Source organism: Bradyrhizobium sp. CFUWI (assembly GCF_056429085.1).
The window spans coordinates 123,323-146,087 of sequence record NZ_JBWJZE010000014.1 but is presented as its reverse complement, the minus strand read 5'-3'; the positions used below and the strand labels follow the sequence as shown (position 1 = coordinate 146,087).

21 protein-coding genes are annotated in these 22,765 nt (G+C 64.8%); 15 read left to right on the top strand and 6 right to left on the bottom strand.

Annotated features, from left to right (window positions below; all coding sequences use genetic code 11):
* Positions 1 to 117: 117 nt before the first annotated feature.
* The gene (locus AC066S_RS27450; protein WP_126261575.1) at positions 118 to 423 is read right to left on the bottom strand and encodes a hypothetical protein; all 306 of its coding nucleotides are present in this window, start codon (positions 421 to 423) and stop codon (positions 118 to 120) included.
* A 285-nt stretch (positions 424 to 708) separates the two neighbouring features.
* Between AC066S_RS27450 and cysS the strand changes: the two genes are divergently transcribed.
* The 4 genes from cysS to AC066S_RS27430 all read left to right on the top strand — a co-directional run bounded on the left by cysS (position 709) and on the right by AC066S_RS27430 (position 4,771).
* On the top strand, positions 709 to 2,091 hold the full coding sequence (gene cysS, locus AC066S_RS27445) for a cysteine--tRNA ligase (RefSeq protein WP_478271077.1): 1,383 nt from the start codon (positions 709 to 711) through the stop codon (positions 2,089 to 2,091).
* Positions 2,092 to 2,206: 115 nt separating this feature from the next.
* A complete protein-coding gene (locus AC066S_RS27440) occupies positions 2,207 to 2,698 on the top strand; it encodes a GNAT family N-acetyltransferase (RefSeq protein ID WP_164719074.1) in 492 nt (163 codons plus the stop codon).
* A complete protein-coding gene (gene cimA / locus AC066S_RS27435) occupies positions 2,695 to 4,293 on the top strand; it encodes a citramalate synthase (RefSeq protein WP_478271076.1) in 1,599 nt (532 codons plus the stop codon). The genes AC066S_RS27440 and cimA overlap by 4 nt, the downstream gene beginning before the upstream one ends.
* 100 nt (positions 4,294 to 4,393) lie before the next feature.
* Positions 4,394 to 4,771 carry a VOC family protein gene (locus AC066S_RS27430; protein ID WP_135168344.1) on the top strand — a complete coding sequence of 126 codons (378 nt, stop codon included), beginning with the start codon at positions 4,394 to 4,396 and terminating at the stop codon, positions 4,769 to 4,771.
* 109 nt (positions 4,772 to 4,880) lie between these two features.
* Here AC066S_RS27430 and AC066S_RS27425 read toward each other — a convergent pair whose 3' ends face one another.
* Entirely contained in the window at positions 4,881 to 5,486 is a 606-nt protein-coding gene (locus AC066S_RS27425) for an LOG family protein (protein WP_164719075.1), read from the bottom strand.
* Between the two features lie 201 nt (positions 5,487 to 5,687).
* Between AC066S_RS27425 and AC066S_RS27420 the strand changes: the two genes are divergently transcribed.
* From AC066S_RS27420 to AC066S_RS27405, 4 genes are all read left to right on the top strand, one after another.
* Complete coding sequence (locus AC066S_RS27420; protein ID WP_126261581.1) at positions 5,688 to 7,637, top strand: ABCB family ABC transporter ATP-binding protein/permease; 1,950 nt, start codon at positions 5,688 to 5,690, stop codon at positions 7,635 to 7,637.
* 69 nt (positions 7,638 to 7,706) lie between these two features.
* Complete coding sequence (locus AC066S_RS27415; protein WP_478271098.1) at positions 7,707 to 8,411, top strand: phosphatidylserine decarboxylase; 705 nt, start codon at positions 7,707 to 7,709, stop codon at positions 8,409 to 8,411.
* A gap of 86 nt (positions 8,412 to 8,497) precedes the next feature.
* Positions 8,498 to 9,382: a CDP-alcohol phosphatidyltransferase family protein gene (locus AC066S_RS27410; protein ID WP_126261583.1), complete on the top strand. Its 885-nt coding sequence runs from the start codon at positions 8,498 to 8,500 to the stop codon at positions 9,380 to 9,382.
* 120 nt (positions 9,383 to 9,502) lie between these two features.
* Entirely contained in the window at positions 9,503 to 10,222 is a 720-nt protein-coding gene (locus AC066S_RS27405; protein ID WP_478271075.1) for an RraA family protein, read from the top strand.
* A gap of 2 nt (positions 10,223 to 10,224) precedes the next feature.
* On the opposite strand, the gene AC066S_RS27400 is transcribed toward AC066S_RS27405, so the two are convergent.
* Positions 10,225 to 10,518: a hypothetical protein gene (locus tag AC066S_RS27400; RefSeq protein WP_126261585.1), complete on the bottom strand. Its 294-nt coding sequence runs from the start codon at positions 10,516 to 10,518 to the stop codon at positions 10,225 to 10,227.
* 144 nt (positions 10,519 to 10,662) lie between these two features.
* Positions 10,663 to 11,343, bottom strand: a complete 681-nt coding sequence (gene plsY, locus AC066S_RS27395; RefSeq protein WP_478271074.1) for a glycerol-3-phosphate 1-O-acyltransferase PlsY — start codon at positions 11,341 to 11,343, stop codon at positions 10,663 to 10,665.
* 297 nt (positions 11,344 to 11,640) lie between these two features.
* Here plsY and AC066S_RS27390 point away from each other — a divergent pair, with 297 nt between their 5' ends.
* The 7 genes from AC066S_RS27390 (at position 11,641) to AC066S_RS27360 (ending at position 20,431) form a co-directional block, all read left to right on the top strand.
* Positions 11,641 to 12,414 (top strand): motility protein A, encoded by a 774-nt coding sequence (locus AC066S_RS27390; RefSeq protein WP_126261587.1) that lies wholly within the window; start codon positions 11,641 to 11,643, stop codon positions 12,412 to 12,414.
* 23 nt (positions 12,415 to 12,437) lie between these two features.
* Positions 12,438 to 13,268 carry an OmpA/MotB family protein gene (locus tag AC066S_RS27385; protein WP_126261588.1) on the top strand — a complete coding sequence of 277 codons (831 nt, stop codon included), beginning with the start codon at positions 12,438 to 12,440 and terminating at the stop codon, positions 13,266 to 13,268.
* A 222-nt stretch (positions 13,269 to 13,490) separates the two neighbouring features.
* A complete protein-coding gene (locus AC066S_RS27380; RefSeq protein ID WP_126261589.1) occupies positions 13,491 to 15,389 on the top strand; it encodes a potassium transporter Kup in 1,899 nt (632 codons plus the stop codon).
* Positions 15,390 to 15,525: 136 nt separating this feature from the next.
* Positions 15,526 to 17,454, top strand: coding sequence for a potassium transporter Kup (locus tag AC066S_RS27375; RefSeq protein ID WP_478271073.1), 1,929 nt, complete (start codon positions 15,526 to 15,528; stop codon positions 17,452 to 17,454).
* 332 nt (positions 17,455 to 17,786) lie between these two features.
* Entirely contained in the window at positions 17,787 to 18,113 is a 327-nt protein-coding gene (locus tag AC066S_RS27370; RefSeq protein ID WP_164719077.1) for a rhodanese-like domain-containing protein, read from the top strand.
* A gap of 9 nt (positions 18,114 to 18,122) precedes the next feature.
* Positions 18,123 to 19,307 (top strand): aminotransferase, encoded by a 1,185-nt coding sequence (locus tag AC066S_RS27365; protein WP_478271072.1) that lies wholly within the window; start codon positions 18,123 to 18,125, stop codon positions 19,305 to 19,307.
* Complete coding sequence (locus AC066S_RS27360; protein WP_478271071.1) at positions 19,304 to 20,431, top strand: polyamine ABC transporter substrate-binding protein; 1,128 nt, start codon at positions 19,304 to 19,306, stop codon at positions 20,429 to 20,431. The genes AC066S_RS27365 and AC066S_RS27360 overlap by 4 nt, the downstream gene beginning before the upstream one ends.
* Positions 20,432 to 20,533: 102 nt before the next feature.
* Here AC066S_RS27360 and AC066S_RS27355 read toward each other — a convergent pair whose 3' ends face one another.
* Complete coding sequence (locus tag AC066S_RS27355) at positions 20,534 to 21,466, bottom strand: lipid A biosynthesis lauroyl acyltransferase (RefSeq protein WP_478271070.1); 933 nt, start codon at positions 21,464 to 21,466, stop codon at positions 20,534 to 20,536.
* Between the two features lie 8 nt (positions 21,467 to 21,474).
* Positions 21,475 to 22,752: a beta-ketoacyl-ACP synthase gene (locus AC066S_RS27350; RefSeq protein WP_126261230.1), complete on the bottom strand. Its 1,278-nt coding sequence runs from the start codon at positions 22,750 to 22,752 to the stop codon at positions 21,475 to 21,477.
* Positions 22,753 to 22,765 lie beyond the last annotated feature (13 nt).

Sequence of the window (22,765 nt, the reverse complement as noted above, 5' to 3'; positions counted from 1 at the left end):
TTTCCAACTTGACTTGGAGGGGCCAAAGCGCGCCCTCCCAATAGCCGCTTCCTGCGGCATCGTCACGTCGTTTCGGGAGCCAAGGACCGGCCTAAGCTGCGCCAGCTCCGAGCAAATTCAGCGCTGGCAGGTGATTGCGACATATTCGTCGCAATGGCCATGGGAGCAATTTGTGCCGGATTTGGGGACAGAGCCGGTAATTTCGTCGGGATCGACCCGGCGATAGGCTGACGCCTGGGCAAAATCTCGTGACTGGCAATAGGTGCGCGCGGCGGAGGCGCCGCATTTGTCACCCCTGGCCAGGCACTGGTCGACGCCGTAGCCGTTCGCCTGATTGGCGATGATGAAGACGCGGCTCTCGGCCAAGGCGCTGGAGGCCGCAAAGACGAAGGCGCTGGAAATAAGCGCTGGCAGGAATCGCATGAAAATGCACCGGGGGCAAAAGGGAACTGCCGGTTCCAGAATGGTCTCAAATGGTTAGGAGATCGTGAACCTTCGTGACGGGCGCGCCTCGCGGGGCACAAAACGGCGTTTTCGCGGCTCTCTTGACGCAGGGGCGCCTGATGGCCCATATGTTCCGCATGAACGGTCTCCTCGCCATTTGCGCCATTTGCCGCGAGATTACGAGCTAGCGATTCGCTGGCTGGAGCCGTCTTTTCTCAAACACGTTGAGAGCCTTGGACGCCCGGCCGCAAGGGATGGGTTGTCATGGAATTGCGCCTCTACGATACGCTGAGCCGGGAAAAGCGCGCCTTTGTGCCGCTCGATGCGAAAAACGTCCGCATGTATGTCTGCGGACCGACCGTCTATGACTTCGCCCATATCGGCAATGCGCGGCCGGTGATCGTGTTCGACGTGCTGTTTCGGCTGCTGCGCCACACTTTCGGCGAGGCGCACGTCAAATATGTCCGCAACATCACCGACGTCGACGACAAGATCAACGACCGCGCCGCGCGCGATTTCCCCGGCCTGCCGCTGAACGAGGCGATCCGCAAGGTGACGGAGGAGACGGGCCGGCAGTTTCATGCCGACGTCGACGCGCTGCGCTGCTTGCGGCCGAGCGTCGAGCCGCGTGCGACCGAGCATATCGCCGAGATGCGCGAGATTATCGAACGGCTGGTCAAGGGCGGTTTCGCCTATGTCGCCGAGGATCACGTGCTGTTCTCGCCGCAGGCGATGAACGCGGCCAATTCCTCGCTGCCGCGCTACGGCGCCCTGTCCAACCGTTCGCTCGACGAGATGGTGGCCGGTGCCCGCGTCGATGTCGCGCCCTACAAGAAGGGCAACACCGACTTCGTGCTGTGGAAGCCGTCCAAGCCCGGCGAGCCGTCATGGCCCTCGCCGGCCGGTATCAAGGCCGAGGGCCGTCCGGGCTGGCACATCGAGTGCTCGGCGATGGCCTGGAAGCATCTCGGCGAGCATTTCGACATTCATGGCGGCGGCATCGATCTCGTGTTTCCGCATCACGAGAACGAGGTCGCGCAGACCTGCTGCGCCTTCCACCGCGAGCGCATGGCGAACTACTGGATGCACAACGGCTTCCTCCAGGTCGAGAGCGAGAAGATGTCGAAGTCGCTCGGCAACTTCATCACGATCCACGAGCTGCTTAAGGACTGGCCGGGCGAGGTGCTGCGCCTGAATATGCTCAAGACGCATTACCGTTCGCCGATCGACTGGACCATGAAGTCGCTGGAGGAGAGCGCCAAGACGCTCGACGACTGGTATCGCGTCGCGGCGGACGTCGAACCCGGCAAGCCGGCAGCGTCCGTTGTCGAGCCGCTGCTCGACGATCTCAACACGCCGCTGGCGATCGCGGCACTGCATGGGCTGCGCGGCGGAGACGTGAGCGCCCTGGCGGGCTCGCTGCGGCTGCTCGGATTCCTGTCCGAGAGCGCTGCGCAGTGGGAAGGCCGCAAGCAGCAGGCGAGCGGCGTCGATGCCAAAGAGGTCGAGCGCCTGATCGCGGAGCGGACGGCGGCCCGTAGCCGCAAGGACTTTGGGGAATCCGACCGCATTCGTGATCTGCTCGCCGCCATGGGCGTTGCGATCAAGGACTCCAAGGAAGGAACGACGTGGGAGATTGCGCGATGAAGCGGCCCGACACGCCTTTCCCGCGGCACTGGCTCTATTACATCGCGCTGAAGATCGCGCTGCTCGTGGGCGCCGTGCTGCTGGTGCTCAAGCTGTATGGGATGTGGTGAGGACGATGGGACAGACTTTGCCAAAGCCCGGCTTGCGGCCTTTCCTGCCCGATGACGTGCCGGTGCTCGCCGCGATCTTCACCGCCAGCATCGAGGAGCTGACCGGCGAGGACTATAGCGAGGCGCAGCAGCGGGCCTGGATGGAGATCGCGGAAGGCGAAGAGTTCGGCAAGCGGCTCGCGGCTGATTTGACGCTGATCGCGACGCTGGAGGGCTCGCCCGTCGGCTTTGCCTCGCTGCAAGGGGCCGACCACGTCCGCATGCTCTATGTGCATCCGGCCGTGAGCGGACAGGGCATCGCGACCATGCTGGTCGATGCGCTGGAAAAACTTGCTGGCGGCCGCGGCGCGAAAAGCCTCTCGGTCGATGCCAGCGACAACGCGCAGGGCTTCTTCGCCAAGCGCGGCTATGTCGCCATGCAGCGCAACAGCATCACCGTCAACGACGAGTGGCTCGCCAACACCACCATGAAGAAGACGCTCGGAGCACCGCAATGAGCAAAGAGCGCCTCTATCTGTTCGACACCACGCTGCGCGACGGCGCGCAGACCAACGGCGTCGACTTCACGCTGACCGACAAGCAGGTCATCGCCGCGATGCTCGATGACCTCGGCATCGACTATGTCGAGGGCGGCTATCCCGGCGCCAATCCGCTCGACAGCGAGTTCTTTGCCAGCAAGCCGAAGCTCAATCATGCTCGCTTCACCGCGTTCGGCATGACGCGCCGGGCCGGGCGCTCGGTCTCGAACGATCCCGGCGTGGCCGGGCTGCTGGAAGCGAAGGCGGATGCGATCTGCTTCGTTGCAAAGGCGTCGGCCTATCAGGTGCGCGTCGCGCTGGAGACGACGAAGGAAGAGAACCTCGCCTCCATCCGCGACAGCGTCGCGGCCGCGAAGGCCGCGGGCCGCGAAGTCATGCTCGACTGCGAGCATTTCTTCGACGGCTACAAGGAAGATTCCAGCTTCGCGCTCGCCTGCGCGAAAGCCGCCTTCGATGCGGGCGCGCGCTGGGTGGTGCTGTGCGACACCAATGGCGGCACCATGCCTGATGAGGTCGAGGCCATCGTCACCGAGGTGACGAAGCACATCCCCGGCGATCACGTCGGCATCCACGCCCATAACGACACCGAGCAGGCGGTGGCGAACTCGCTCGCCGCGGTGCGGGCCGGTGCGCGGCAGATCCAGGGCACCTTGAACGGCCTCGGCGAGCGCTGCGGCAATGCCAATCTCTGCTCGCTGATCCCGACGCTGAAGTTGAAGCAGGGCTTTGCCAATGCGTTCGAGATCGGCGTCACCGCGGAGAAGCTGGCGACGCTCGTCAAGGTCTCGCGCACGCTCGACGACATGCTCAACCGCGTCCCGAACCGGCATGCGCCTTACGTCGGCGAGAGCGCCTTCGTCACCAAGACCGGCATTCATGCCTCCGCGGTGTTGAAGGACCCGCAGACCTACGAGCACGTGCTGCCAGAGACGGTAGGCAATCACCGCAAGGTGCTGGTCTCGGACCAGGCCGGACGGTCCAACGTCATCGCCGAGCTCGAGCGAGCCGGCATCCCCTACGAGAAGAGCGATCCCAAGCTGACGCGCCTCGTCGAGGAGTTGAAGGAGCGCGAGGCGGCCGGCTACGCCTATGAGTCCGCCAACGCCTCCTTCGAGCTCCTGGCGCGTCGCACGCTCGGCAAGGTGCCGCATTATTTCGAGGTCGAGCAGTTCGACGTCAATGTCGAGCAGCGCTACAACGCGCTGGGGGAGCGGGTCACCGTGGCGCTCGCTGTGGTCAAGGTCGACGTCGCCGGCGAGCATCTGATCTCGGCCGCCGAAGGCAACGGCCCCGTCAATGCGCTCGACGTTGCCCTGCGCAAGGACCTCGGCAAGTACCAGAAATACATCGAGGGCCTGACGCTGATCGACTATCGCGTCCGTATCCTCAACGGCGGCACCGGCGCGGTCACGCGCGTCCTGATCGAGAGCGAGGACGAGAACGGCGAGCGCTGGACCACGGTCGGCGTCTCCCCGAACATCATCGACGCCTCGTTCCAGGCTTTGATGGATTCGGTGATCTACAAGCTCGTGAGATCGGGTGCGCCGACGTAGCTAGAAGGAGTCATTCCGGGGCGGTCCGCAGGACCGAACCCGGAATCTCGAGATTCCGGGTTCACGCTTCGCATGCCCCGGAATGACTGAGGGAGGGCCAATGATCGACCACATTTCCGTCGGCATCAGCGATCTCGAGCGCGCCGCAAGATTCTACGAGGCCACGCTCGCAGCCCTCGGCCTCACCCGCCTCGTCGCGCGGCCGCGGACGGTCGGCTTCGGCAAGGCCTATCCCGAGTTCTGGATCAATCTGCGCGAGAACATGGCGCCTGTAGCTTTGGAAAGCGGCGTGCACATCTGCCTGCGCGCCAAGACGACGGACGAGGTCGATGCGTTTCATGCCGCGGCTCTCGCCGCGGGCGGGACCTCCGACGGTGCGCCCGGCATCCGCCCACACGATCGCGTGCGCTACTACGCGGCCTTCGTCGTCGATCCCGACGGCAACCGCATCGAGGCGGTGACGTTTCCGCAGGGATAGCGGGCGGCCTAAAGCGCGATGCGATTAGGATGAATCGTCATCGCGCTTTAGGTTGTTGTTTAAGCATGATCTTTTCGGAAAACCGCTGCGCACTTTTCCGGATCATGCTTTAGAGCCGGCGCGCCACGTCGGGCGCGAGATCGCGCTGGTCGTCGGAAATCTGCGCAGCCGCGGCGCGCAGTCGCGGAACGATCTCCTCGACCTTGTCGGCCTTCAGGATATCGACGGTGAGACCGGCGCGGATGAACTCGGTTTGGCGCATGTGCGCCACCAGAGAGAACAGCGGCTCCCAGAAATTGTCGATATTGGCGAGCAGCACGGGCTTGGCATGACGGCCGAGCTGCTGCCAGGTCAGCTGCTCGACCAGCTCCTCGAGCGTGCCGAGCCCGCCGGGCAGGGCGACGAAGGCGTCGGAGCGCTCGAACATCAGCCGCTTGCGCTCGTGCATGTCGGGCGTGACGACCATCTCCTGCACGCGCGTCAGCGCATTCTCGCGCATCCGCAGGAAGTCGGGGATGATGCCGGTGACGGTGCCGCCGTGATCGAGCACGGAGGTTGCGACCGCCCCCATCAGCCCGAGCGAGCCGCCGCCATAAACGAGGCGGATCTTGCTATCCGCCAGCGCTTTGCCGAGCGCCTTCGCCGCTTCGATGAAGTTGGGATTGGTTCCGGGGCCGGAGCCGCAATAGACACAGACGGTTTTGATCGTGCTCATTGGTGCCATGATGCATTGCAGCGAAGAGGCGTCAAGCCTAATCGGTGATTCGATACTCCCGGAAATCTACCGGTAAATGGCGGCAACCAATCGAAGATTCGCCATTTGACGGGGTGCGCTGGCATCGGGAAGGCTCTATATGACAGGCGAAAATCGTAAATCTCGACGACGCCCGCATCCGGTGGGCTTTCAGGCTTCTTGATGGACCAACCTCAATCGTTCGACGGCGCCGACGTTCCCGCCGGCGGCCCGCCCGAGCAGGGGACGCTGATGGGCACGCTGGCGCATCTGTGGCCCTATATCTGGCCGGGCGACCGCTTCGACCTGAAGATGCGCGTAGTGTGGTCGCTGGTGCTGCTGCTCGCGGCCAAGCTGATCACGCTCGCGGTACCGTTCAGCTTCAAATGGGCGACGGACGCGCTGACCGGCGCCAACTCGGCGCCGGTGCAGGCCGACAATTGGCAGCTCTGGGTGATCGCCTCGCCGTTGTTGCTGACCGCAAGCTACGGCGTGATGCGCATCCTGATGGCGCTGCTGACGCAATGGCGCGACGGCATCTTCGCGCGCGTCGCCATGCACGCGGTCCGCAAGCTCGCCACCATCACCTTCATTCACATGCACGAGCTGTCGCTGCGCTTCCACCTCGAGCGCAAGACCGGCGGCCTGACGCGCGTGCTCGAGCGCGGCCGCGAGGGCATCGAGGTCATCGTCCGCATGGTGATCCTGCAGCTGATCCCGACCATCGTCGAGGTCTCGCTGCTGATGGCCGTGCTGCTCTGGCAGTTCGACTGGCGCTACGTGGTCGCCACCCTGATCATGGTCGCGCTCTACATGTACTACACCTACATCGCGACCGAGTGGCGGATCGGCATCCGCCGCAAGATGAACGATTCCGACACCGAGGCGAACACCAAGGCGATCGACTCGCTGCTCAACTACGAGACCGTGAAATATTTCAGCGCCGAGGCGCGCGAGGCGCAGCGCTACGACAAATCGGTGGAGCGCTACGAGGAAGCGAGCGTCCGCAGCTACACCTCGCTCGCGGTGCTCAACACCGGCCAGGCGGTGATCTTCACGCTGGGCCTGACCGCGACCATGCTGATGTGCGCGATCGGCGTGCGCAACGGCACCAACACGGTCGGCGATTTCGTGCTGGTCAACGCGATGATGATCCAGCTCTACCAGCCCCTGAACTTCATGGGCATGGTCTATCGCGAGATCAAGCAGGCGATCATCGACATCGAGAAGATGTTCGGCGTGCTCGGCCGCGAGGCCGAGATCAAGGACGCGCCCGATGCCAGGCCGCTGGTCATTTCCGCCGGCACCGTGCGCTTCGAGGACGTGCGCTTCGCCTATGAGCCGACGCGCCCGATCCTCAAGGGCATCAGCTTCGAGGTGCCGGCCGGCAAGACCGTCGCCATCGTCGGCCCGTCGGGCGCCGGCAAGTCGACCATCTCGCGCCTCCTGTTCCGCCTCTATGACGTCTCCGGCGGCCGGATCCTGATCGACGGCCAGGACATCCGCGCGGTGACGCAGGATTCACTCCGCGCCTCGATCGGCATGGTGCCGCAGGATACCGTGCTGTTCAACGACACCATTCGCTACAACATCCGCTACGGTCGCTGGGACGCCAGCGATGCCGAGGTCGAGGAAGCCGCGCAACTGGCGCAGATCGATCATTTCATCCGCATGGCGCCGAAGGGCTACGAGACCCAGGTCGGGGAGCGCGGGCTCAAGCTGTCGGGCGGCGAGAAGCAGCGCGTCGCGATCGCGCGCACCGTCCTGAAGGCGCCGCCGATCCTGGTGCTGGACGAGGCGACCTCGGCGCTCGATACCCACACCGAGCATGAGATCCAGGGCGCGCTCGACCGCGTGGCGAAGAATCGCACCTCGCTGGTGATCGCACACCGGCTCTCGACCATCGTCGGGGCCGACGAGATCATCGTGCTGGATCAGGGCCGCATCGCCGAGCGGGGCACCCACGCCAAGCTGCTCGCCCATGGCGGCCTCTATGCCAGCATGTGGAATAGGCAGCGCGAGGCCGAGGCGGCGCGCGAGAAACTGGCCAAGATGGCCGATACCGGCGAGGCCCCCAACCGGGAGCCGCCCCCGGTCGATGACGCCCTGACGACGCCTGCGGCGGCGGTGTGACCTTGTCTCCGGTCCCAACTCTGGCCTAAACAGGCCCGCGCGACCTGCGCCATTAACCCCGAGCGGCAGATAACGATGTCCATTCTCGATTCGATCCAGCGTCAGATCCCGCCGATCCACAAGGAGGGCTATCCCTTCATCGGCGGCTTTGCGCTGGCAAGCCTGGTCCTGTTCTGGCTGTGGTCGCCTCTGGGCTGGATCGGCACGATCCTGACCGTGTGGTGCGCGCTGTTCTTCCGCGATCCCGTGCGCGTGACGCCGGTGCGCGAGGGGCTGGTGGTGTCGCCGGCCGACGGCCGCGTCTCGATGATCACCATGGCGCTGCCCCCGGCCGAGCTCGGCCTCGGCGACCGGCCGCTGCCGCGCATCTCGGTGTTCATGAGCGTGTTCAATTGCCACGTGAACCGCGCGCCCGTCGCGGGCAGGGTGGACCGCATCGCCTACCGGCCCGGACTCTTCATCAATGCCGAGCTCGACAAGGCCAGCGAGGACAACGAGCGCAACTCGCTGGTCATCTCGACACCGACGGCTCGCATCGGCGTGGTGCAGATCGCAGGCCTCGTTGCCAAGCGCATCGTCTGCTTCGTCAGGGAAGGCCAGGCGATCGGCGCCGGCGAGCGCTTCGGCCTGATCCGCTTCGGCTCGCGGCTCGACGTCTATCTGCCTGTGGGGACCAAGGCGCTGGTCTCGGAAGGGCAGACCGCCATCGCCGGCGAGACGATTCTGGCCGATCTTGCCGTCGACGACCCCAGCCGGACCTACCGCACCAATTAACCAATAGTCGGTCCGCGATGGCCTTCCGCCGCAATGGCGGAGGGGGGCGCGGCTTGCTATATCTCGCCTCAAGATGAGGACGAGCCATGACGCCCTATGACTTCAAGGATCCCGATACGCGCCGCCGGCGGTTCCGCCCGATTCCGGTGCGGATGCTGGTGCCCAACGTCATCACGCTGCTGGCGATCTGTGCCGGCCTGACCTCGATCCGGCTGTCGATCGAAGGGCGGATGTCGCTCGCGGTCTATGCCATCGTGTTCGCGGCCGCGCTCGACGGTATCGACGGGCGCATCGCGCGCATGATCAAGGGCCAGTCCAAGTTCGGCGCCGAGCTCGACAGCCTCGCCGATTTCGTGAATTTCGGCGTCGCGCCCGGTCTGATGCTGTATTTCTGGCAGCTGCACGAGCTCGGCAATGCCGGCTGGATCGCCGCCATGGTATTCGCGATTTCCGGCGGCCTGCGCCTGGCACGCTTCAACGCCACCATGGACGATCCCAACAAGCCGGCCTTCGCCGCCAATTTCTTCACCGGCGTGCCGGCGCCGGCCGGCGCGATCACCGTGCTGCTGCCGATCTATGTCGCCTTCCTCGATCTCGGCCGCATGCCTGCGGTGGTGACGGCGGCCTATACGCTTCTGATCGCCTTCCTGATGGTGTCGCGCCTGCCGGTGTTCTCCGGCAAGACCAAGCGCATGCGCGTGCCGCCGGAGCTGGTGCTGCCGGCCTTCGTCGCGGTGATCGTCTTCATCGCGCTCTTGATCGCCTATCCCTGGCACGTGCTGTCGATCGGCACGGTGCTGTATCTTCTCGCTTTGCCGCTCGGCTACAAATCCTATCGCGACCAGGCCCGCGCGATGGAGTCTGCCGCGCCTGCGGGAGACGAGGTCTCATCGCCGCCCTCAGCGCCGACGCTGACCAATTTGTCGGAGCCGCCGCACGACGACGACGACCGGCCCGGACGGCTGCACTGAGCAGCGACACGCGGATATCTGCCATGAGGCCCGCCGAGTTGGGTTGAGACCCGATCTCGGCTATATCGGCCTGTGACGGCGGCATCGCGTCAATCAGCCGCCAATCTGGGAGAGAACGCCGTGACCGATAAAGCGACCGGGCCGCTGCCCGCTGCCGTCCTCGAAGCGCTGGGCCGCTACGACACGCCGACGATCTGCAATGCCATGGAGATCGTGGCGCCCGAACGCCGGCTGATCGGCTACACCACCAAGCAGCTGGTCTGCCCGTTCCCCGATTTGCCGCCGATCGTCGGCTATGCCCGCACGGTCGCGATCCGTTCGGTGCTGAAATCCTCGCTTCCCGCCGAGGAGCAGTCGAAGCGCCGCATCGAATATTACGAATATGTCGGCACCGGCCATGGGCCGCGCATCTCCGTGATCCAGGACATCGACGGTCCCGACGTCGGCTACGGCGCGTTCTGGGGCGAGGTGCAGAGCAACGTGCACAAGGCGCTCGGCTGCCTCGGCGTCGTCACCGACGGCTCGATCCGCGACATTCCGCAATGGGCGCCGGGCTTCCAGGCGCTGGCCGGCTCGATCGGCCCGTCGCACGCCTGGGTCCATGCCGAGAGTTTTGGCGGGGAGGTTCGCGTCGCCGGCATGACCGTGAGGTCTGACGACCTGATCCACGCCGACCGGCACGGCGCCATCGTGATCCCGCTCGACATCGCGGCAAAGCTGCCTGAGGCTGCCGAACTCTGCGGCCGCCGCGAGACGCCGATCCTGGAGATCGCACGCAGTCCCGACTTCTCGCTGGAGAAGCTGAAAGCCGCGCTGAAGCGCTCGACCGAGATCCACTGAGCTTACGGCGATGACGCCGGTCGCACGCTGCCTTGTTCGGTCAGGAACAGGGCAGCCTGATCCGGCTCTCCGAACACTGCGGCGGCGCATCCGATCAGGGTGAAGCCGCCGGCGAAATCCCACAGGGTAATATCGTCCGAGTTGTCGGGGATGTGAATCAACCGCGCTGCGATCACGGCGAAGGCGGCCTCGACGAACAGCAGGGCGCTGAATGCCGGCAGGACCAGCTGCGGCTCGAGCAGGTGGAGCGCCAGCACCGCCGGCAACGCGGTGAGAACACTGAACAGCGTCAACATTGCAAATCGCTCCCGCGATTGGACCTGCTGCAGGCCGCAGGATAGCAGATCGGCCTTCGTTTCGCCCGTGGCGCAGGGCCGCAGCCGGTCGCCGACTGGCGATCTCACGACGTCGGGAACTCAGTTTCGACGAGCGAGTAGTTCCTATGCTTCCGCCCTCGGTTCCGGACTGAATTGCCCGAACCGTGGCTCTGTCCCGGCCTGCAGACGCTGAATGTTGGTGCGGTGGCGCAGGATCACATAGATGCCACCTGCAATCACCAGCAATCGATAAGGCAACGGTTGCTCGAGGATGCAGACGAGCGCGGTCGCCGCCAGTGCGGCCAATATCGAGCCCAGCGAGACGATGCGCGAGAGGGCCAATGCGACCGCAAAGGCGATTGCCGCCCCGAGGCCGACGGGCCACGACATCGCAAGCAGGACGCCAAGCCCTGTCGCTGCGGATTTGCCGCCCGTGAAGTTCAGCCAAATCGAAAGGGCGTGTCCCAGCAACGCGGCAAGTCCAGCAAGACACACGGCCCAGTCGATCCAGCCTTGCTGATCGAGCGCGGCCGGTGGCGTGCCTGATGGAAACGTGAAGACCCAGCCAAAGAACCAGCGGGCGCAGACGATTGCCGCGGCCCCTTTGAGCACATCGACCAGAAGCACAGCCAGCGCAGGCCATTTTCCGAGGATGCGCAATACATTTGTCGCGCCGGTCGATTTGGAGCCGTGCTTTCGAATGTCGATGCCTCTCAGCAGTTTCCCTGCGAGATAGCCGGTGGGTACAGAACCGAAGAGATAGGCGATGGCTAATCCAGTCGCGGTCGCCAGCCAGAATATCATGGGAGCCCCCCGATGCTCTCGTGTCGACCAAAACGGCTGCGTGTTCATGAGTCCGCCGCCCGGAGGGCGAGGACATCATCGGCCGAGGGCGCTTTTATGGTTAGTGAAGCGTTGAGATTCCTGTCGGCAAGCGGCAAAGCCGGCATCCCCCAAGCACACCGTGCCGGTCCGGCCTGCTGGCTCAACTTAACCTTTACGCGGCTTTAAGGGCGGCGCTCTAGGGTTTCCGATGCGGTTCGGGGTTGGGCCGCACCAGCGGCCAGGACGGCCGTTGTCGCGTACGCGTTGGAGTCGATGATGGATATAGCGACACTTGTCGGACTTGTCGCGGGCGCCACCGTGGTGTCGACCCTGATCTTGATGGGCGGCAGCTTCGGGATGTTTTACGACATCCACGCCGTGATCGTCATCTTCGGCGGCTCGTTCGCAGCAACGATGATCCGCTTTCCATTGTCCGCGATGATCCACGGCGTGCCGCTCGGCGCGAAGTTTGCGTTCACTCTGAGCCGCCTCTCGGCTCACGACCTCGTCGACGAACTCGCCCGCATCGCGGAAATCGCACGCAAGCAGGGCCCGGTCGGACTGGAAAAGGTAGAGACTGACGAGCCGTTCCTCGCCAAGGGCATCCGCTATGTCGCCGACGGCTACGACCTCGACTTCATCCGCGACAATCTGGAGCGCGACCGCGACAACTTCCTGATGCACCTCGACGAAGGCAGCAAGATCTACCGTGCGGTCGGCGACTGCGCCCCGGCGTTCGGCATGATTGGCACGCTGCTTGGCATGGTGCAGATGTTCTCCAACATGTCGGATCCTTCCAAGCTCGGTCCGTTCATGGCCACCGCGCTGCTGGCGACCCTGTACGGCGCCGTTGTCGCCAACCTCGTCTGCTTGCCGATCGCCGACAAGCTGCACGGCAAGCTGCTGGACGAGGAGACCAACCGCACCCTGATCATCGACGGCATCCTGATGATCCGCGACTCCAAGAGCCCGACCTTGGTGCGCGAAATGCTGCTGGCCTATCTGCCGGAGAAGCATCGTGACACCGAAGGCGAGCCGGTGCCGGCTTAAGGCCGCCGCCTGGATTTTGAAAGATGGCCAAGAAGAAGCGCGGCAATGCTCACGGCGGCGGCCACGGCTGGTTCGTGACCTTCGCCGACCTGATGGCGCTGCTGCTGGCGTTTTTTGTGATGCTGGTCGCGTTCTCCACGCAAGACGCCAACAAGCTGAAGATCGTCGCGGGCTCAATGCGCGAGGCGTTCGGCGTGCAGAGCGAAGCGCGCTACTCCGGCATCGTCGAGTCCGACGGCCTGCCGACCCGCCCGCGGCTGAAGAACGTCGATCACATCCAGCCCGAAGATGCCTCCAACACCCCGACGCCGGACCAGGAAGACCGCAACAAGACGTCCGGCGCGAAGATCAAGGTCGACCGCAATTTCGCGCTCGCCGCAGCCTCGCTGCGCCAGGCGTTGCAGGACATGCCGGAGCTGACCGAGATGTCCAAGCACATCATGTTCGAGGAGACCAAGCAGGGGCTCAACCTGGAGATCGTCGATCAGGACGGCCGCTCGATGTTCGCCGACGGCTCCAAGGTGCCCTATGACCGCACCCGCCGCCTGGTCGAGAAGCTCGCAATTCCGCTCAAGGCCACGCCGCTGCGCGTCTCCATCGCCGGCCACACCGCCGCAGGCTTCGTGCCGAACCGCAGCGATTACGGCGCCTTCGATCTGTCGGCCGACCGCGCCAATGCCGTGCGTCAGATTCTCGAACGGGAGGGCCTGCCGCCGTCGCACATCTTCGCCGTCGCCGGCAAGGCGGACACCCAGCCGCTGTTTCCGGACGATCCCTCGCTCGCAGCCAACCGGCGGGTGACCATCACCCTGATGCGCGAGGATCCGCCGCTGCCGCCGAATCTGAGGCCGTGACCGGATGCGGTGAGCATCGGCCTTCCGACGCGATCATGCCCGGAAGCTGACCCCCCTTGCGCTACCATCCTACCTGAGGCATGTCGTCGCGTCGGCGATGAGCGTGGCTGCGGCGTCACAGCATCCGGCTCGGCGCCTGCTATGGTGGTACGCCGATTGACAGGCACACCGGAAGCGTCAAAAGGCCGGATCAAATCCAGGGAAGAAGCGTTTTCCACCCTCATGACGGCGAGTATCACACAGGCCGAGACCCAGGACGGGCCGGTCAGATCGGGTTTTTGGTCCCTTACGCTCGGGAGCATCGGCGTCGTCTTCGGCGATATCGGCACCTCGCCGCTCTACGCATTCCATGAGGCGGTCAAGGCCGCCGCCCATGGCGAGCCGGTCTCACGGGGCATCGTGCTCGGTGTGCTCTCGCTGATCCTGTGGGCCCTGCTGATCGTCGTCACCGCCAAATACGTCCTGCTGCTGCTGCGTGCCGACAATAACGGGGAGGGCGGCACGCTCTCGCTGATGGCGCTCGGTCAACGTGCGCTCGGGCGGCGAAGCTGGGTGCTCCTCGCCCTCGGCGTGGTTGGCGCCTCCATGTTCATCGGCGATTCCATGATCACGCCGGCGATATCGGTGCTATCGGCAGTGGAAGGCCTGAAGCTCGCAACCCCTGCGCTCGAGCACTACGTCGTGCCGCTCACCGTCCTCATCCTGGTGCTGCTGTTCGCGGTGCAGAGCAAAGGGACCGCGCTGGTCGCTTCGGCGTTCGGGCCGGTGATGGTGGTTTGGTTCACCGTCATTGCGGTGATGGGGGCGGTCCACATCGCCGACGACCCCTCCGTGATGGCGGCAATCAATCCTTATTACGCGGTGCAGTTCGTGCTGTCGCACGGCACGATCGGCCTCGTGACGCTCGGCGCGGTGTTCCTGGCGGTTACCGGCGGCGAGGCTCTCTATGCGGATCTCGGCCATTTCGGACGCAAGCCGATCCAGTCGGCCTGGATGTTCTTCGTGCTGCCCGCGCTCCTGATCAACTATTTCGGGCAGGGTGCGCTGGTGCTGTCCGATCCCAGCGCGATCCAGCACTCGTTCTATCGCATGGTGCCCGACAGCCTGGTGCTGCCGCTGGTCGGGCTTGCGACCGCCGCAACGGTGATCGCGAGCCAGGCGGTGATCACCGGCGCTTACTCGCTGGTCTATCAGGCGGTGCAGCTCGGCCTCTTGCCGCGCTTCGAGGTGCGCTATACCTCGGAATCCCATGCCGGCCAGATCTATCTGCCGCGGGTGAACCGGCTGCTGCTGATCGGCGTGATGCTGCTGGTGCTGCTGTTTCACACCCCCAGCAATCTGGCGTCGGCCTACGGCATCGCGGTCTCCACCACCATGGTCGCCGACGGCATCATGGGTTTCGTCGTGATCTGGAAATTGTGGAACTGGCGCGCGGCGACGGCCGCGGCCGTGATCGTCCCCTTCGTCATCGTCGATTTGAGCTTCTTCAGCGCCAACCTGCTCAAGCTGCTCGAAGGCGCCTGGGTGCCGCTGCTGTTCGGCGCGGTGATGGCGGGAACGATCTGGACCTGGCGGAAGGGGTCCGCGATCTTGATCCAGAAAACGCGCCGGATCGAGGTGCCGCTGGACGACCTGGTCCGGAGCCTCGAGAAGCGGCCCCCGCACATCGTCAAGGGCACCGCGGTGTTCCTGACCAGCGATCCCTCCTTCGTGCCGACCGCGCTGCTGCACAACCTCAAGCACAACAAGGTGCTGCACGAGCACAACGTGATCCTGACCATCGAGACCGCACAGACGCCGCGGGTCGACTTGGCGGAGCGATTCCGCATGGAGAAGATCAGCGACAAGTTCTTCAAGGTTCGTCTGCGCTTCGGATACATGGAGCAGCCGAACGTGCCCAAGGCGCTCGCGATCGCGCGCAAGCAGGGCTGGCAGTTCGACATCATGTCGACGTCGTTCTTCGTGTCACGACGATCGCTGAAAGCATCCCCGCAGTCGGGTATGCCGCTGTGGCAGGATCATTTGTTCATCGCGCTCAGCCGGTCCGCCAACGATGCCACCGATTATTTCCAGATCCCCACCGGGCGCGTGGTTGAGGTGGGAACCCAGGTGATTATTTGAAGACAACTGCCGCCATGCGAAAATTGCATGGCAAGGGCCCACAATCGGGCTAGGCTATGCCAGCAGCGCAGGGCTATAAGCCGCGCGCTCTTCCGCCATTGTGCAGTGAAGCATTTCAGAGGCCACCGGGCTCTCCATGACAAGTGACGTAGCGACTTCCGCACCGGAAACGGCGGCGGCCAATGGGCATGGCGATACCCATACCACCGCCGGTTTCGGTGCGCTGACGCTCGGCAGCATCGGGGTGGTCTATGGGGATATCGGCACCAGCCCCCTCTACGCGTTCCGCGAGGCGGTGACGGCGGCCTCGGGCGCCGAGGGGATCGCCACCCCGGCTGCCGTGCTCGGCGTGCTCTCCCTGATCCTGTGGGCGCTGATCGTCGTGGTGACGCTCAAATACGTCGTCATCCTGCTCCGCGCCGACAACAACGGCGAGGGCGGCACGCTCGCCCTGATGGCGCTGGCTCAGCGCGCGGTCGGCACCGGCGGGGCCACCATCGTCCTGCTCGGCATCATCTCCGGTGCCCTGTTCTACGGCGATGCCGTGCTCACGCCAGCGCTCTCGGTGCTGTCGGCGATCGAAGGCATGAAGGACGTCACCCACAAGTTCGAGCCATACATCGTCCCGCTGACCGTGGTGATCCTTGTCTGTCTGTTCGCGGTGCAGTCACGCGGCACGGCGCGCGTTGCCGCCTTCTTCGGTCCGATCATGTGCGTCTGGTTCGCTGTGCTGGCGATCGCCGCGATTCATCCGATCATCATGCAGCCGCAGGTGCTGCTCGCGCTGAACCCGCTCTATGCCGTGTCCTTCATGCTCCACCACGGCATGATCGGCTTCGTGACGCTCGGCGCGGTGTTCCTGGCCGTCACCGGCGCCGAGGCGCTCTATGCCGACCTCGGCCATTTCGGCAAGCGGCCGATCCAGATCGCCTGGCTGTTCATCGTGCTGCCGTCGCTGGCGCTGAACTATCTGGGCCAGGGAGCGCTGGTGCTCGCCGATCCCGGCGCGATCGTGAGCCCGTTCTTCCAGCTCTTTCCGCAAGGCTTCGTTCGCGGCTGCATGGTCGTGCTGGCGACCATGGCGACCGTCATCGCCAGTCAGGCCGTCATCACCGGCGCCTATTCGCTGACGCGCCAGGCAATCCAGCTTGGCCTGCTGCCGCGCTTTGAAATTCGCCATACGTCGGAAGCCCATTCCGGCCAGATCTTCATCCCGCGCATCAACCAGTTGCTGCTGGTCGCGGTGGTGCTGCTGGTGCTGCTGTTCCGCTCCTCCAGCGCGCTGGCGTCGGCGTATGGCATCTCCGTCACCGGCACTATGGTGGTCACGGCGATGATGGGCTTCGTCGTGATCTGGAAGGTTTGGCGGTGGTCGGCATGGGCGGCCGCCGCGCTCATTGCTCCGTTCCTGTTCCTCGACCTGACCTTCCTTGCCGCCAACCTGCTCAAGGTGTTCGAGGGCGGCTGGGTGCCGCTGGCGCTCGGCGCGCTCATGATCATCCTGATGTACACGTGGCGGCGCGGTAGCCGGCTGCTGTTCGAGAAGTCGCGCAAGCTCGAGTTCCCGCTCGCCGACCTCGTGGCTATGCTGGAGAAGCGGCCCCCGCAACGCGTGCCCGGCACCGCCGTGTTCCTGACTTCGGACCCACTCAGCGCCCCGACGGCGCTGATGCACAGTCTGAAGCACTACAAGGTGCTGCACGAGAAGAACGTCATTCTCACCATCGAGACGGCGCAGACCCCGCGCATCGATCCGGCCGAGCGCGTCAAGCTGGAGCAGATCTCACCGACCTTCTCCAAGGTGACACTGAAGTTCGGCTTCATGGAATCGCCCAACGTGCCGAAAGCGCTGGCGATCGCCCGCAAGCTCGGCTGGCAGTTCGACATCATGTCGACCTCGTTCTTCCTGTCGCGCAGGGCGCTGAAGCCCGCCGCGCATTCGGGCATGCCGCGCTGGCAGGACCGGCTGTTCATCTCGCTCAGCCGCTCCGCCAACGACGCCACGGATTATTTCCAGATCCCCTCCGGCCGCGTGGTCGAAGTCGGCACCCAGGTGGCGATCTAGGCGCAAGTCGGCGTCCTGTCCGTCTCCACCGCAGTCATCGCCCGCGAAGGCGGGCGATCCGGAGGCCGGCGTCGAAGAATTCGCTCTCGCCGCAGCCGCCGCAGCGTACTGGATTCCCCGCCTGCGCGGGGAATGACACCGAATGGGTGGCGAGGGCTGAAACAGGGCCTCTGGGCATGGCCCCGAAAGCCGCACTTCAAGTAGCTGCGATTTAGCTTTAACTTGCGCTGGGCGGCTCAAGCCTTTGTAGCGCTTGATTTTCGTCTCCCGAGAGGCGAGGTTGCCGCCGGCCGGGGCGCCCCGGCATGCGGCTCGCGACGTTGGAGGATGATGTGGCAAACCAGGTACAGGATCTGACCCCGGACGAGGTCTCCAAAGGTGTCGCGGAAGGACGCTATCTGCTGGTCGACGTTCGCGAGCCGAACGAGGTCCAAGCCGAGGCCTATCCTTACGGCGTCGTCGTGCCGCTCTCGACCTTCGATCCCAAGGCAATTCCCGATCCCCAAGGCAAGCAGGTCGTGTTCGCCTGTCGCTCGGGCAAACGCTCGGTGACGGCCTCGCTCGCGGCGCAGGCGGCGGGCCTGCCTTACGACAAGCATCTGGCCGGTGGCATGCTGGGCTGGAAGGCGGCCGGTCTTCCCAGCAAGGTCGATGGCTGACCTCACCCGATGTCAAAGAGCTCCTCGCTGAACAAGGTCTTCGCCGACCTTCCCGTCACCATCTTCGAGGCGATGTCGCAGGCGGCCCGCGACAACAATGCCATCAATCTCGGGCAGGGCTTTCCCGACGATCCCGGCCCGGAGGACATCCGCCGCGCCGCGGCCGAGGCCTCGCTGAACGGCTACAACCAGTACCCGTCGATGATGGGCCTGCCGGAGCTGCGCCAGGCGATCGCGACCCATTACAGCCATTGGCACGGCCTCAGGCTCGACCCGATGAGCGAGGTGATGGTGACATCCGGCGGCACCGAGGCGCTGACCTCGGCCATCCTCGCGGTGGTCCAGCCTGGCGACGAGGTGGTGTGCTTCCAGCCGGTCTATGATTCCTATTTGCCGATCATCCGGCAGGCCGGCGGCATTCCGCGCCTCGTCCGGCTCGAGCCGCCGCACTGGCGGCTGAACGAGGACATGCTGAAAAGCGTCTTCAATTCAAAGACCAAGGCGGTGCTGTTCAACAATCCCTTGAATCCTAGTGCGGTGGTCTATCCGCGCGAGGACCTCGAACTCTTGGCGCGCTACTGCCAGGAGTTCGACGTCATCGCGATCTGCGACGAGGTCTGGGAGCACGTCACCTTCGACGAGCACAAGCACATCCCGCTGATCACCATCCCGGGCATGCGCGAGCGCACCATCAAGGTCGGCTCGGCCGGCAAGATCTTCTCGCTGACCGGCTGGAAGATCGGCTTCGTCTGCGCCGCGCCGCCGCTGTTGCGCGTCGCCGCCAAGGTGCACCAGTTCCTGACCTTCACCACCGCGCCGAACCTGCAGGCCGCGGTGGCCTACGGTCTCGGCAAGTCCGACGACTATTTCCTGTCGATGCGGAAGGATTTGACGCGGAGCAGGGACCGCCTGACCAAGGGACTCGAAAGCCTCGGTTTCCCCGTGCTGAAGTCGCAGGGCACCTACTTCCTTACCGTGGACCTGTCGCCGCTGGGGCTGAACGAGAGCGATACCGAATTCTGCTGGCGCATCGTGAGGGACTACAAGGTCGCGGCGATCCCGGTCTCGGCGTTCTACGAGCAGGACCCGGTGACCTCGGTGGTGCGCTTCTGCTTCGCCAAGAAGGACCAGACGCTGGACACCGCGCTGGAGCGGCTGTCCGACGCGGTGCGTGGACGCAAGAGGCAGCGATGACGAAGGTTGGCCGCTCGAGGCTTTGCTTTTCCTGGCTTTGCCTTGGTTTTGCATTCGCCGCAGCGCTGACGTTGCTCATCGTCCCCGCTAGGGCCGAGGAGCGGGTCGTCAACTTCTACAACTGGTCCAACTACATGGCGCCGGACGTCCTGGAGGCCTTCACCAAGGAGACCGGGATCAAGGTGGTCTACGACACCTTCGATGCCAACGAGACGCTGGAGACGCGCCTGATGGCCGGCAAGTCCGGCTACGACGTCGTGGTGCCCACGGCCTATTTCCTGCAGCGCCAGATCAAGGCCAACATCTTCCAGAAGCTCGACAAGGCGAAGCTGCCGAACCTCGCCAATGCCTGGCCGATGGTGACCAAGCATCTGGCGACTTACGATCCCGGCAACGTCTACGCCGCCAACTACATGTGGGGCACGACGGGCATCGGCTACAACATCGCCAAGGTGAAGCAGATCCTCGGGGCCGATGCCAAGATCGACAGCTGGGACATCGTCTTCAAGCCGGAGAACCTCGCCAAGTTCAGAGATTGCGGCGTGCATATGCTCGACTCCGCCGACGACATCTTTCCCGCGGCGCTGAACTATCTCGGGCTCGATCCGAACTCGACCAAGCAGGCGGACCTCGAGAAGGCCGCGGATGCCGTCGCCAAGGTCCGCCCGTCCGTCCGCAAGTTCCACTCGTCGGAATATCTCAGCGCGCTCGCCACCGGCGAGATCTGCTTCGTGGTCGGCTGGTCCGGCGACATCATGCAGGCCCGCGCCCGCGCGGCGGAAGCCAAAACCGGCATCGAGATCGGCTACGCCATTCCGAAGGAGGGCGCGCAGATGTTCTTCGACAATCTCGCCATCCCCGCCGACGCCAAGAACGTCAATGAAGCCTACGAGCTGATCAACTATCTCTACCGCCCCGATGTCGCCGCCAAGAACTCGGACTTCCTGTCCTACGCGAGTGGTAATCTCGCCAGCCAGAAGCTCGTCGATCCGAAGATCCTGAACGACAAGAACATCTATCCGGACGAGGCGACGCTCGCAAAGCTGTTCGTCATCACAGCGCGGGAGCCGGCGACGCAGCGCATCATCAACCGGCTCTGGACCAAGGTGAAGACGGGGCGGTAGGGGCCGCACTTCGTCATTGCGAGCGAAGCGAAGCAATCCAGAATCTCTCCGCGGCGGCACTCTAGATTGCTTCGTCGCTTCGCTCCTCGCAATGACGACGAGCTACCGCCACCTTCTGTGCAGCCACAGCCACTGCTCGGGATGCTCGCGCACCCAGCTCTCCACCACGTTGGTGATGGCCTGCGTCGTGCCCTGGATGTCGATCCTGCCCTCGGCGTCGCGCACCGGCGGGATTTCTTCGGTCAACTCGGCACGGAAGCGAAAGCCGGGCAGGCGGATGACACGCACGCCGTGGATCGGGCATTCGACCTGACGGAGCAGGCGCGCCAGCATCGGATTGGCGCGGGTCTTGCGGCCGAAGAAGGTGACCTCGACGCCGCCGGTCAGGTATTGGTCGATCAGCATGGCGACGTGCTTGCCGTCCTTCAGCGCCTGCGCGAGCCGCAGCGGCGCGTCGCGGCCGGCGGGGATCAGCGTGCCCATGTTGACCTGGCGCATCTCCTGGATGATGCGGTCGGCGGAGGCGATGTTGGGGCGGCGGTAGAGGATGGCGGTATCCAGCCCGTGCGCGACCGCCGCGAGCGCCGGCAATTCCCAATTGGCCAGATGCGCGGCGAAGATCAGCGCCGGCTTGCCGTCGTCGCGGATGCGGTCGAATTGTTTGATGCTGCTCTCGGGCAGCTCGATCCGGCTGTTTTCCGCATGGGCACGGTCGTAATCCCAGACACGGTCCATATGGGCGAACTCGGCGCCGACGCGGCCGAGATTGTCCCACACGCCCATCAGGATCTGTTCGATCTCCTCCGGCGACTTCTCGGGGAAGGCCGCAGCGAGATTGGCGCGGCCGATGCGGTGCTCGCGCAGGCGCGGGCCGATCGTTTTCACGAACCGTGCGAAAAAGTCCGAAGTCTTGACCGGGTCGAAATAGCGCGTGGTGCGCAGCATGCCGACCGTGGCGGCGCCGATCAGGCTGCCGCCGATCGATTTGGCAGCCTGCCGCGCGCGGGCCTTCGTGCTCGCAGTCAGTAGCGCCATGCGTCCGGTCAGGCCGGTTCGCGGGTCAGGATCAGCGAGGCGTTCTGGCCGCCGAAGCCGAACGAGTTCGACATCACGGCGGTGACGCGGGCATCGCGCGCCTTGTTGCCGACGACGTCGAACAGGATGGTGGGATCCGGGGTGTCGTAGTTGATCGTCGGCGGAATACGCTGATGCTCGAGCGTGAGCAGCGAGAAGATCGCCTCGACCGCGCCGGCGGCCGAGATGGTGTGGCCGACCATCGACTTGTTGGAGGTGACCGGAATCTTCTGCAGGAGCTCGCCGAACACGGCCGATGTCGTGTTGTACTCCATCTTGTCGTTCTCGGGCGTCGCGGTGCCGTGCGCGTTGATGTGGTCGATCTGATCCGGCGTCATGCCGGCGTCGGCCAGCGTCTTGTTCATGCAGCCGATGATCGGCTTGCCGTCGGGCGAGGAGCGGGTGCGATGGAAGGAATCGGTGAGCTCGCCGCAGCCGGCGATCACGCCCAGGATCTTTGCTCCACGCGCGGTGGCGGCTTCGTAGCTTTCGAGCACGAGCGCGCCGGCGCCCTCGGCCATCACGAAGCCGTCGCGGTTCTTGGAGAAGGGGCGGGAGGCCGCCTGCGGCGGATCGTTCTGGGTCGACAGCGCCGAGAGCAGCGAGAAGCGCACCATGGCCTCGGGGTTGACCGTGCCGTCGGTGGCGACGCACAGCGCGGCATCGGTCTCGCCGCGTCGGATCGCCTCGACGCCGAGCTGGATCGAAGTGGCTCCGGACGCGCACGCCGTCGACAGCGAGATCGGCGAGCCCTTGGTGCCGAAGGTTTCGGCGAGGTAAGCTGCGACCGAGCCGAACATGAAACGGTGATGATAAGCGGCGTATTTGCCGCCGCCGGAGATGCGCAGCAGATCGTCATAGGTGAAGTCGGGCTTGCCGACGGCGCGGCCGAGCTCGCGGCGCTGCGGCCATTCCACCTCGACCGGCGCGACCGCGAGGAAGAGCGGACCCGGGAAATCGGCCTTGGCGCCGATGCCGGCCTGATCGAGCGCTTCCTGCGTGACGAGCTCAGCCATCCGTTCGGACAGGCCGGTGGAAGAGAACGGCTCGACGCCGACGAAATCGACAGTGCCGGCCATCGTGGTCTTCAGGCCATCGACCGGAAAGCGGGTGATGGTGCGGATGCCGGATTCGCCGGCGACGAGCTTGGCCCAATTGTCGGCCTTGCCGGCACCGAGCGAGGTCATGATCCCCATGCCGGTGACGACGACGACGGGACGCCCGAGTTTGTCGCGTGGTGCAGTCATGTCGATCCCCCGG

Bases quoted from the DNA above. Each gene is read 5' to 3' on its own strand.
- AC066S_RS27425 (WP_164719075.1), bottom strand. From the start codon at position 5,486: ATGAGCACGATCAAAACCGTCTGTGTCTATTGCGGCTCCGGCCCCGGA.
- AC066S_RS27400 (WP_126261585.1), bottom strand. From the start codon at position 10,518: ATGTTGACGCTGTTCAGTGTTCTCACCGCGTTGCCGGCGGTGCTGGCG.
- AC066S_RS27350 (WP_126261230.1), bottom strand. From the start codon at position 22,752: ATGACTGCACCACGCGACAAACTCGGGCGTCCCGTCGTCGTCGTCACC.
- AC066S_RS27375 (WP_478271073.1), top strand. From the start codon at position 15,526: ATGACAAGTGACGTAGCGACTTCCGCACCGGAAACGGCGGCGGCCAAT.
- AC066S_RS27380 (WP_126261589.1), top strand. From the start codon at position 13,491: ATGACGGCGAGTATCACACAGGCCGAGACCCAGGACGGGCCGGTCAGA.
- AC066S_RS27450 (WP_126261575.1), bottom strand. From the start codon at position 423: ATGCGATTCCTGCCAGCGCTTATTTCCAGCGCCTTCGTCTTTGCGGCC.
- AC066S_RS27355 (WP_478271070.1), bottom strand. From the start codon at position 21,466: ATGGCGCTACTGACTGCGAGCACGAAGGCCCGCGCGCGGCAGGCTGCC.
- AC066S_RS27365 (WP_478271072.1), top strand. From the start codon at position 18,123: ATGTCAAAGAGCTCCTCGCTGAACAAGGTCTTCGCCGACCTTCCCGTC.
- cimA (WP_478271076.1), top strand. From the start codon at position 2,695: ATGAGCAAAGAGCGCCTCTATCTGTTCGACACCACGCTGCGCGACGGC.
- plsY (WP_478271074.1), bottom strand. From the start codon at position 11,343: ATGATATTCTGGCTGGCGACCGCGACTGGATTAGCCATCGCCTATCTC.
- AC066S_RS27440 (WP_164719074.1), top strand. From the start codon at position 2,207: ATGGGACAGACTTTGCCAAAGCCCGGCTTGCGGCCTTTCCTGCCCGAT.
- AC066S_RS27410 (WP_126261583.1), top strand. From the start codon at position 8,498: ATGACGCCCTATGACTTCAAGGATCCCGATACGCGCCGCCGGCGGTTC.
- AC066S_RS27360 (WP_478271071.1), top strand. From the start codon at position 19,304: ATGACGAAGGTTGGCCGCTCGAGGCTTTGCTTTTCCTGGCTTTGCCTT.
- AC066S_RS27420 (WP_126261581.1), top strand. From the start codon at position 5,688: ATGGACCAACCTCAATCGTTCGACGGCGCCGACGTTCCCGCCGGCGGC.
- AC066S_RS27390 (WP_126261587.1), top strand. From the start codon at position 11,641: ATGGATATAGCGACACTTGTCGGACTTGTCGCGGGCGCCACCGTGGTG.
- AC066S_RS27385 (WP_126261588.1), top strand. From the start codon at position 12,438: ATGGCCAAGAAGAAGCGCGGCAATGCTCACGGCGGCGGCCACGGCTGG.
- AC066S_RS27430 (WP_135168344.1), top strand. From the start codon at position 4,394: ATGATCGACCACATTTCCGTCGGCATCAGCGATCTCGAGCGCGCCGCA.
- cysS (WP_478271077.1), top strand. From the start codon at position 709: ATGGAATTGCGCCTCTACGATACGCTGAGCCGGGAAAAGCGCGCCTTT.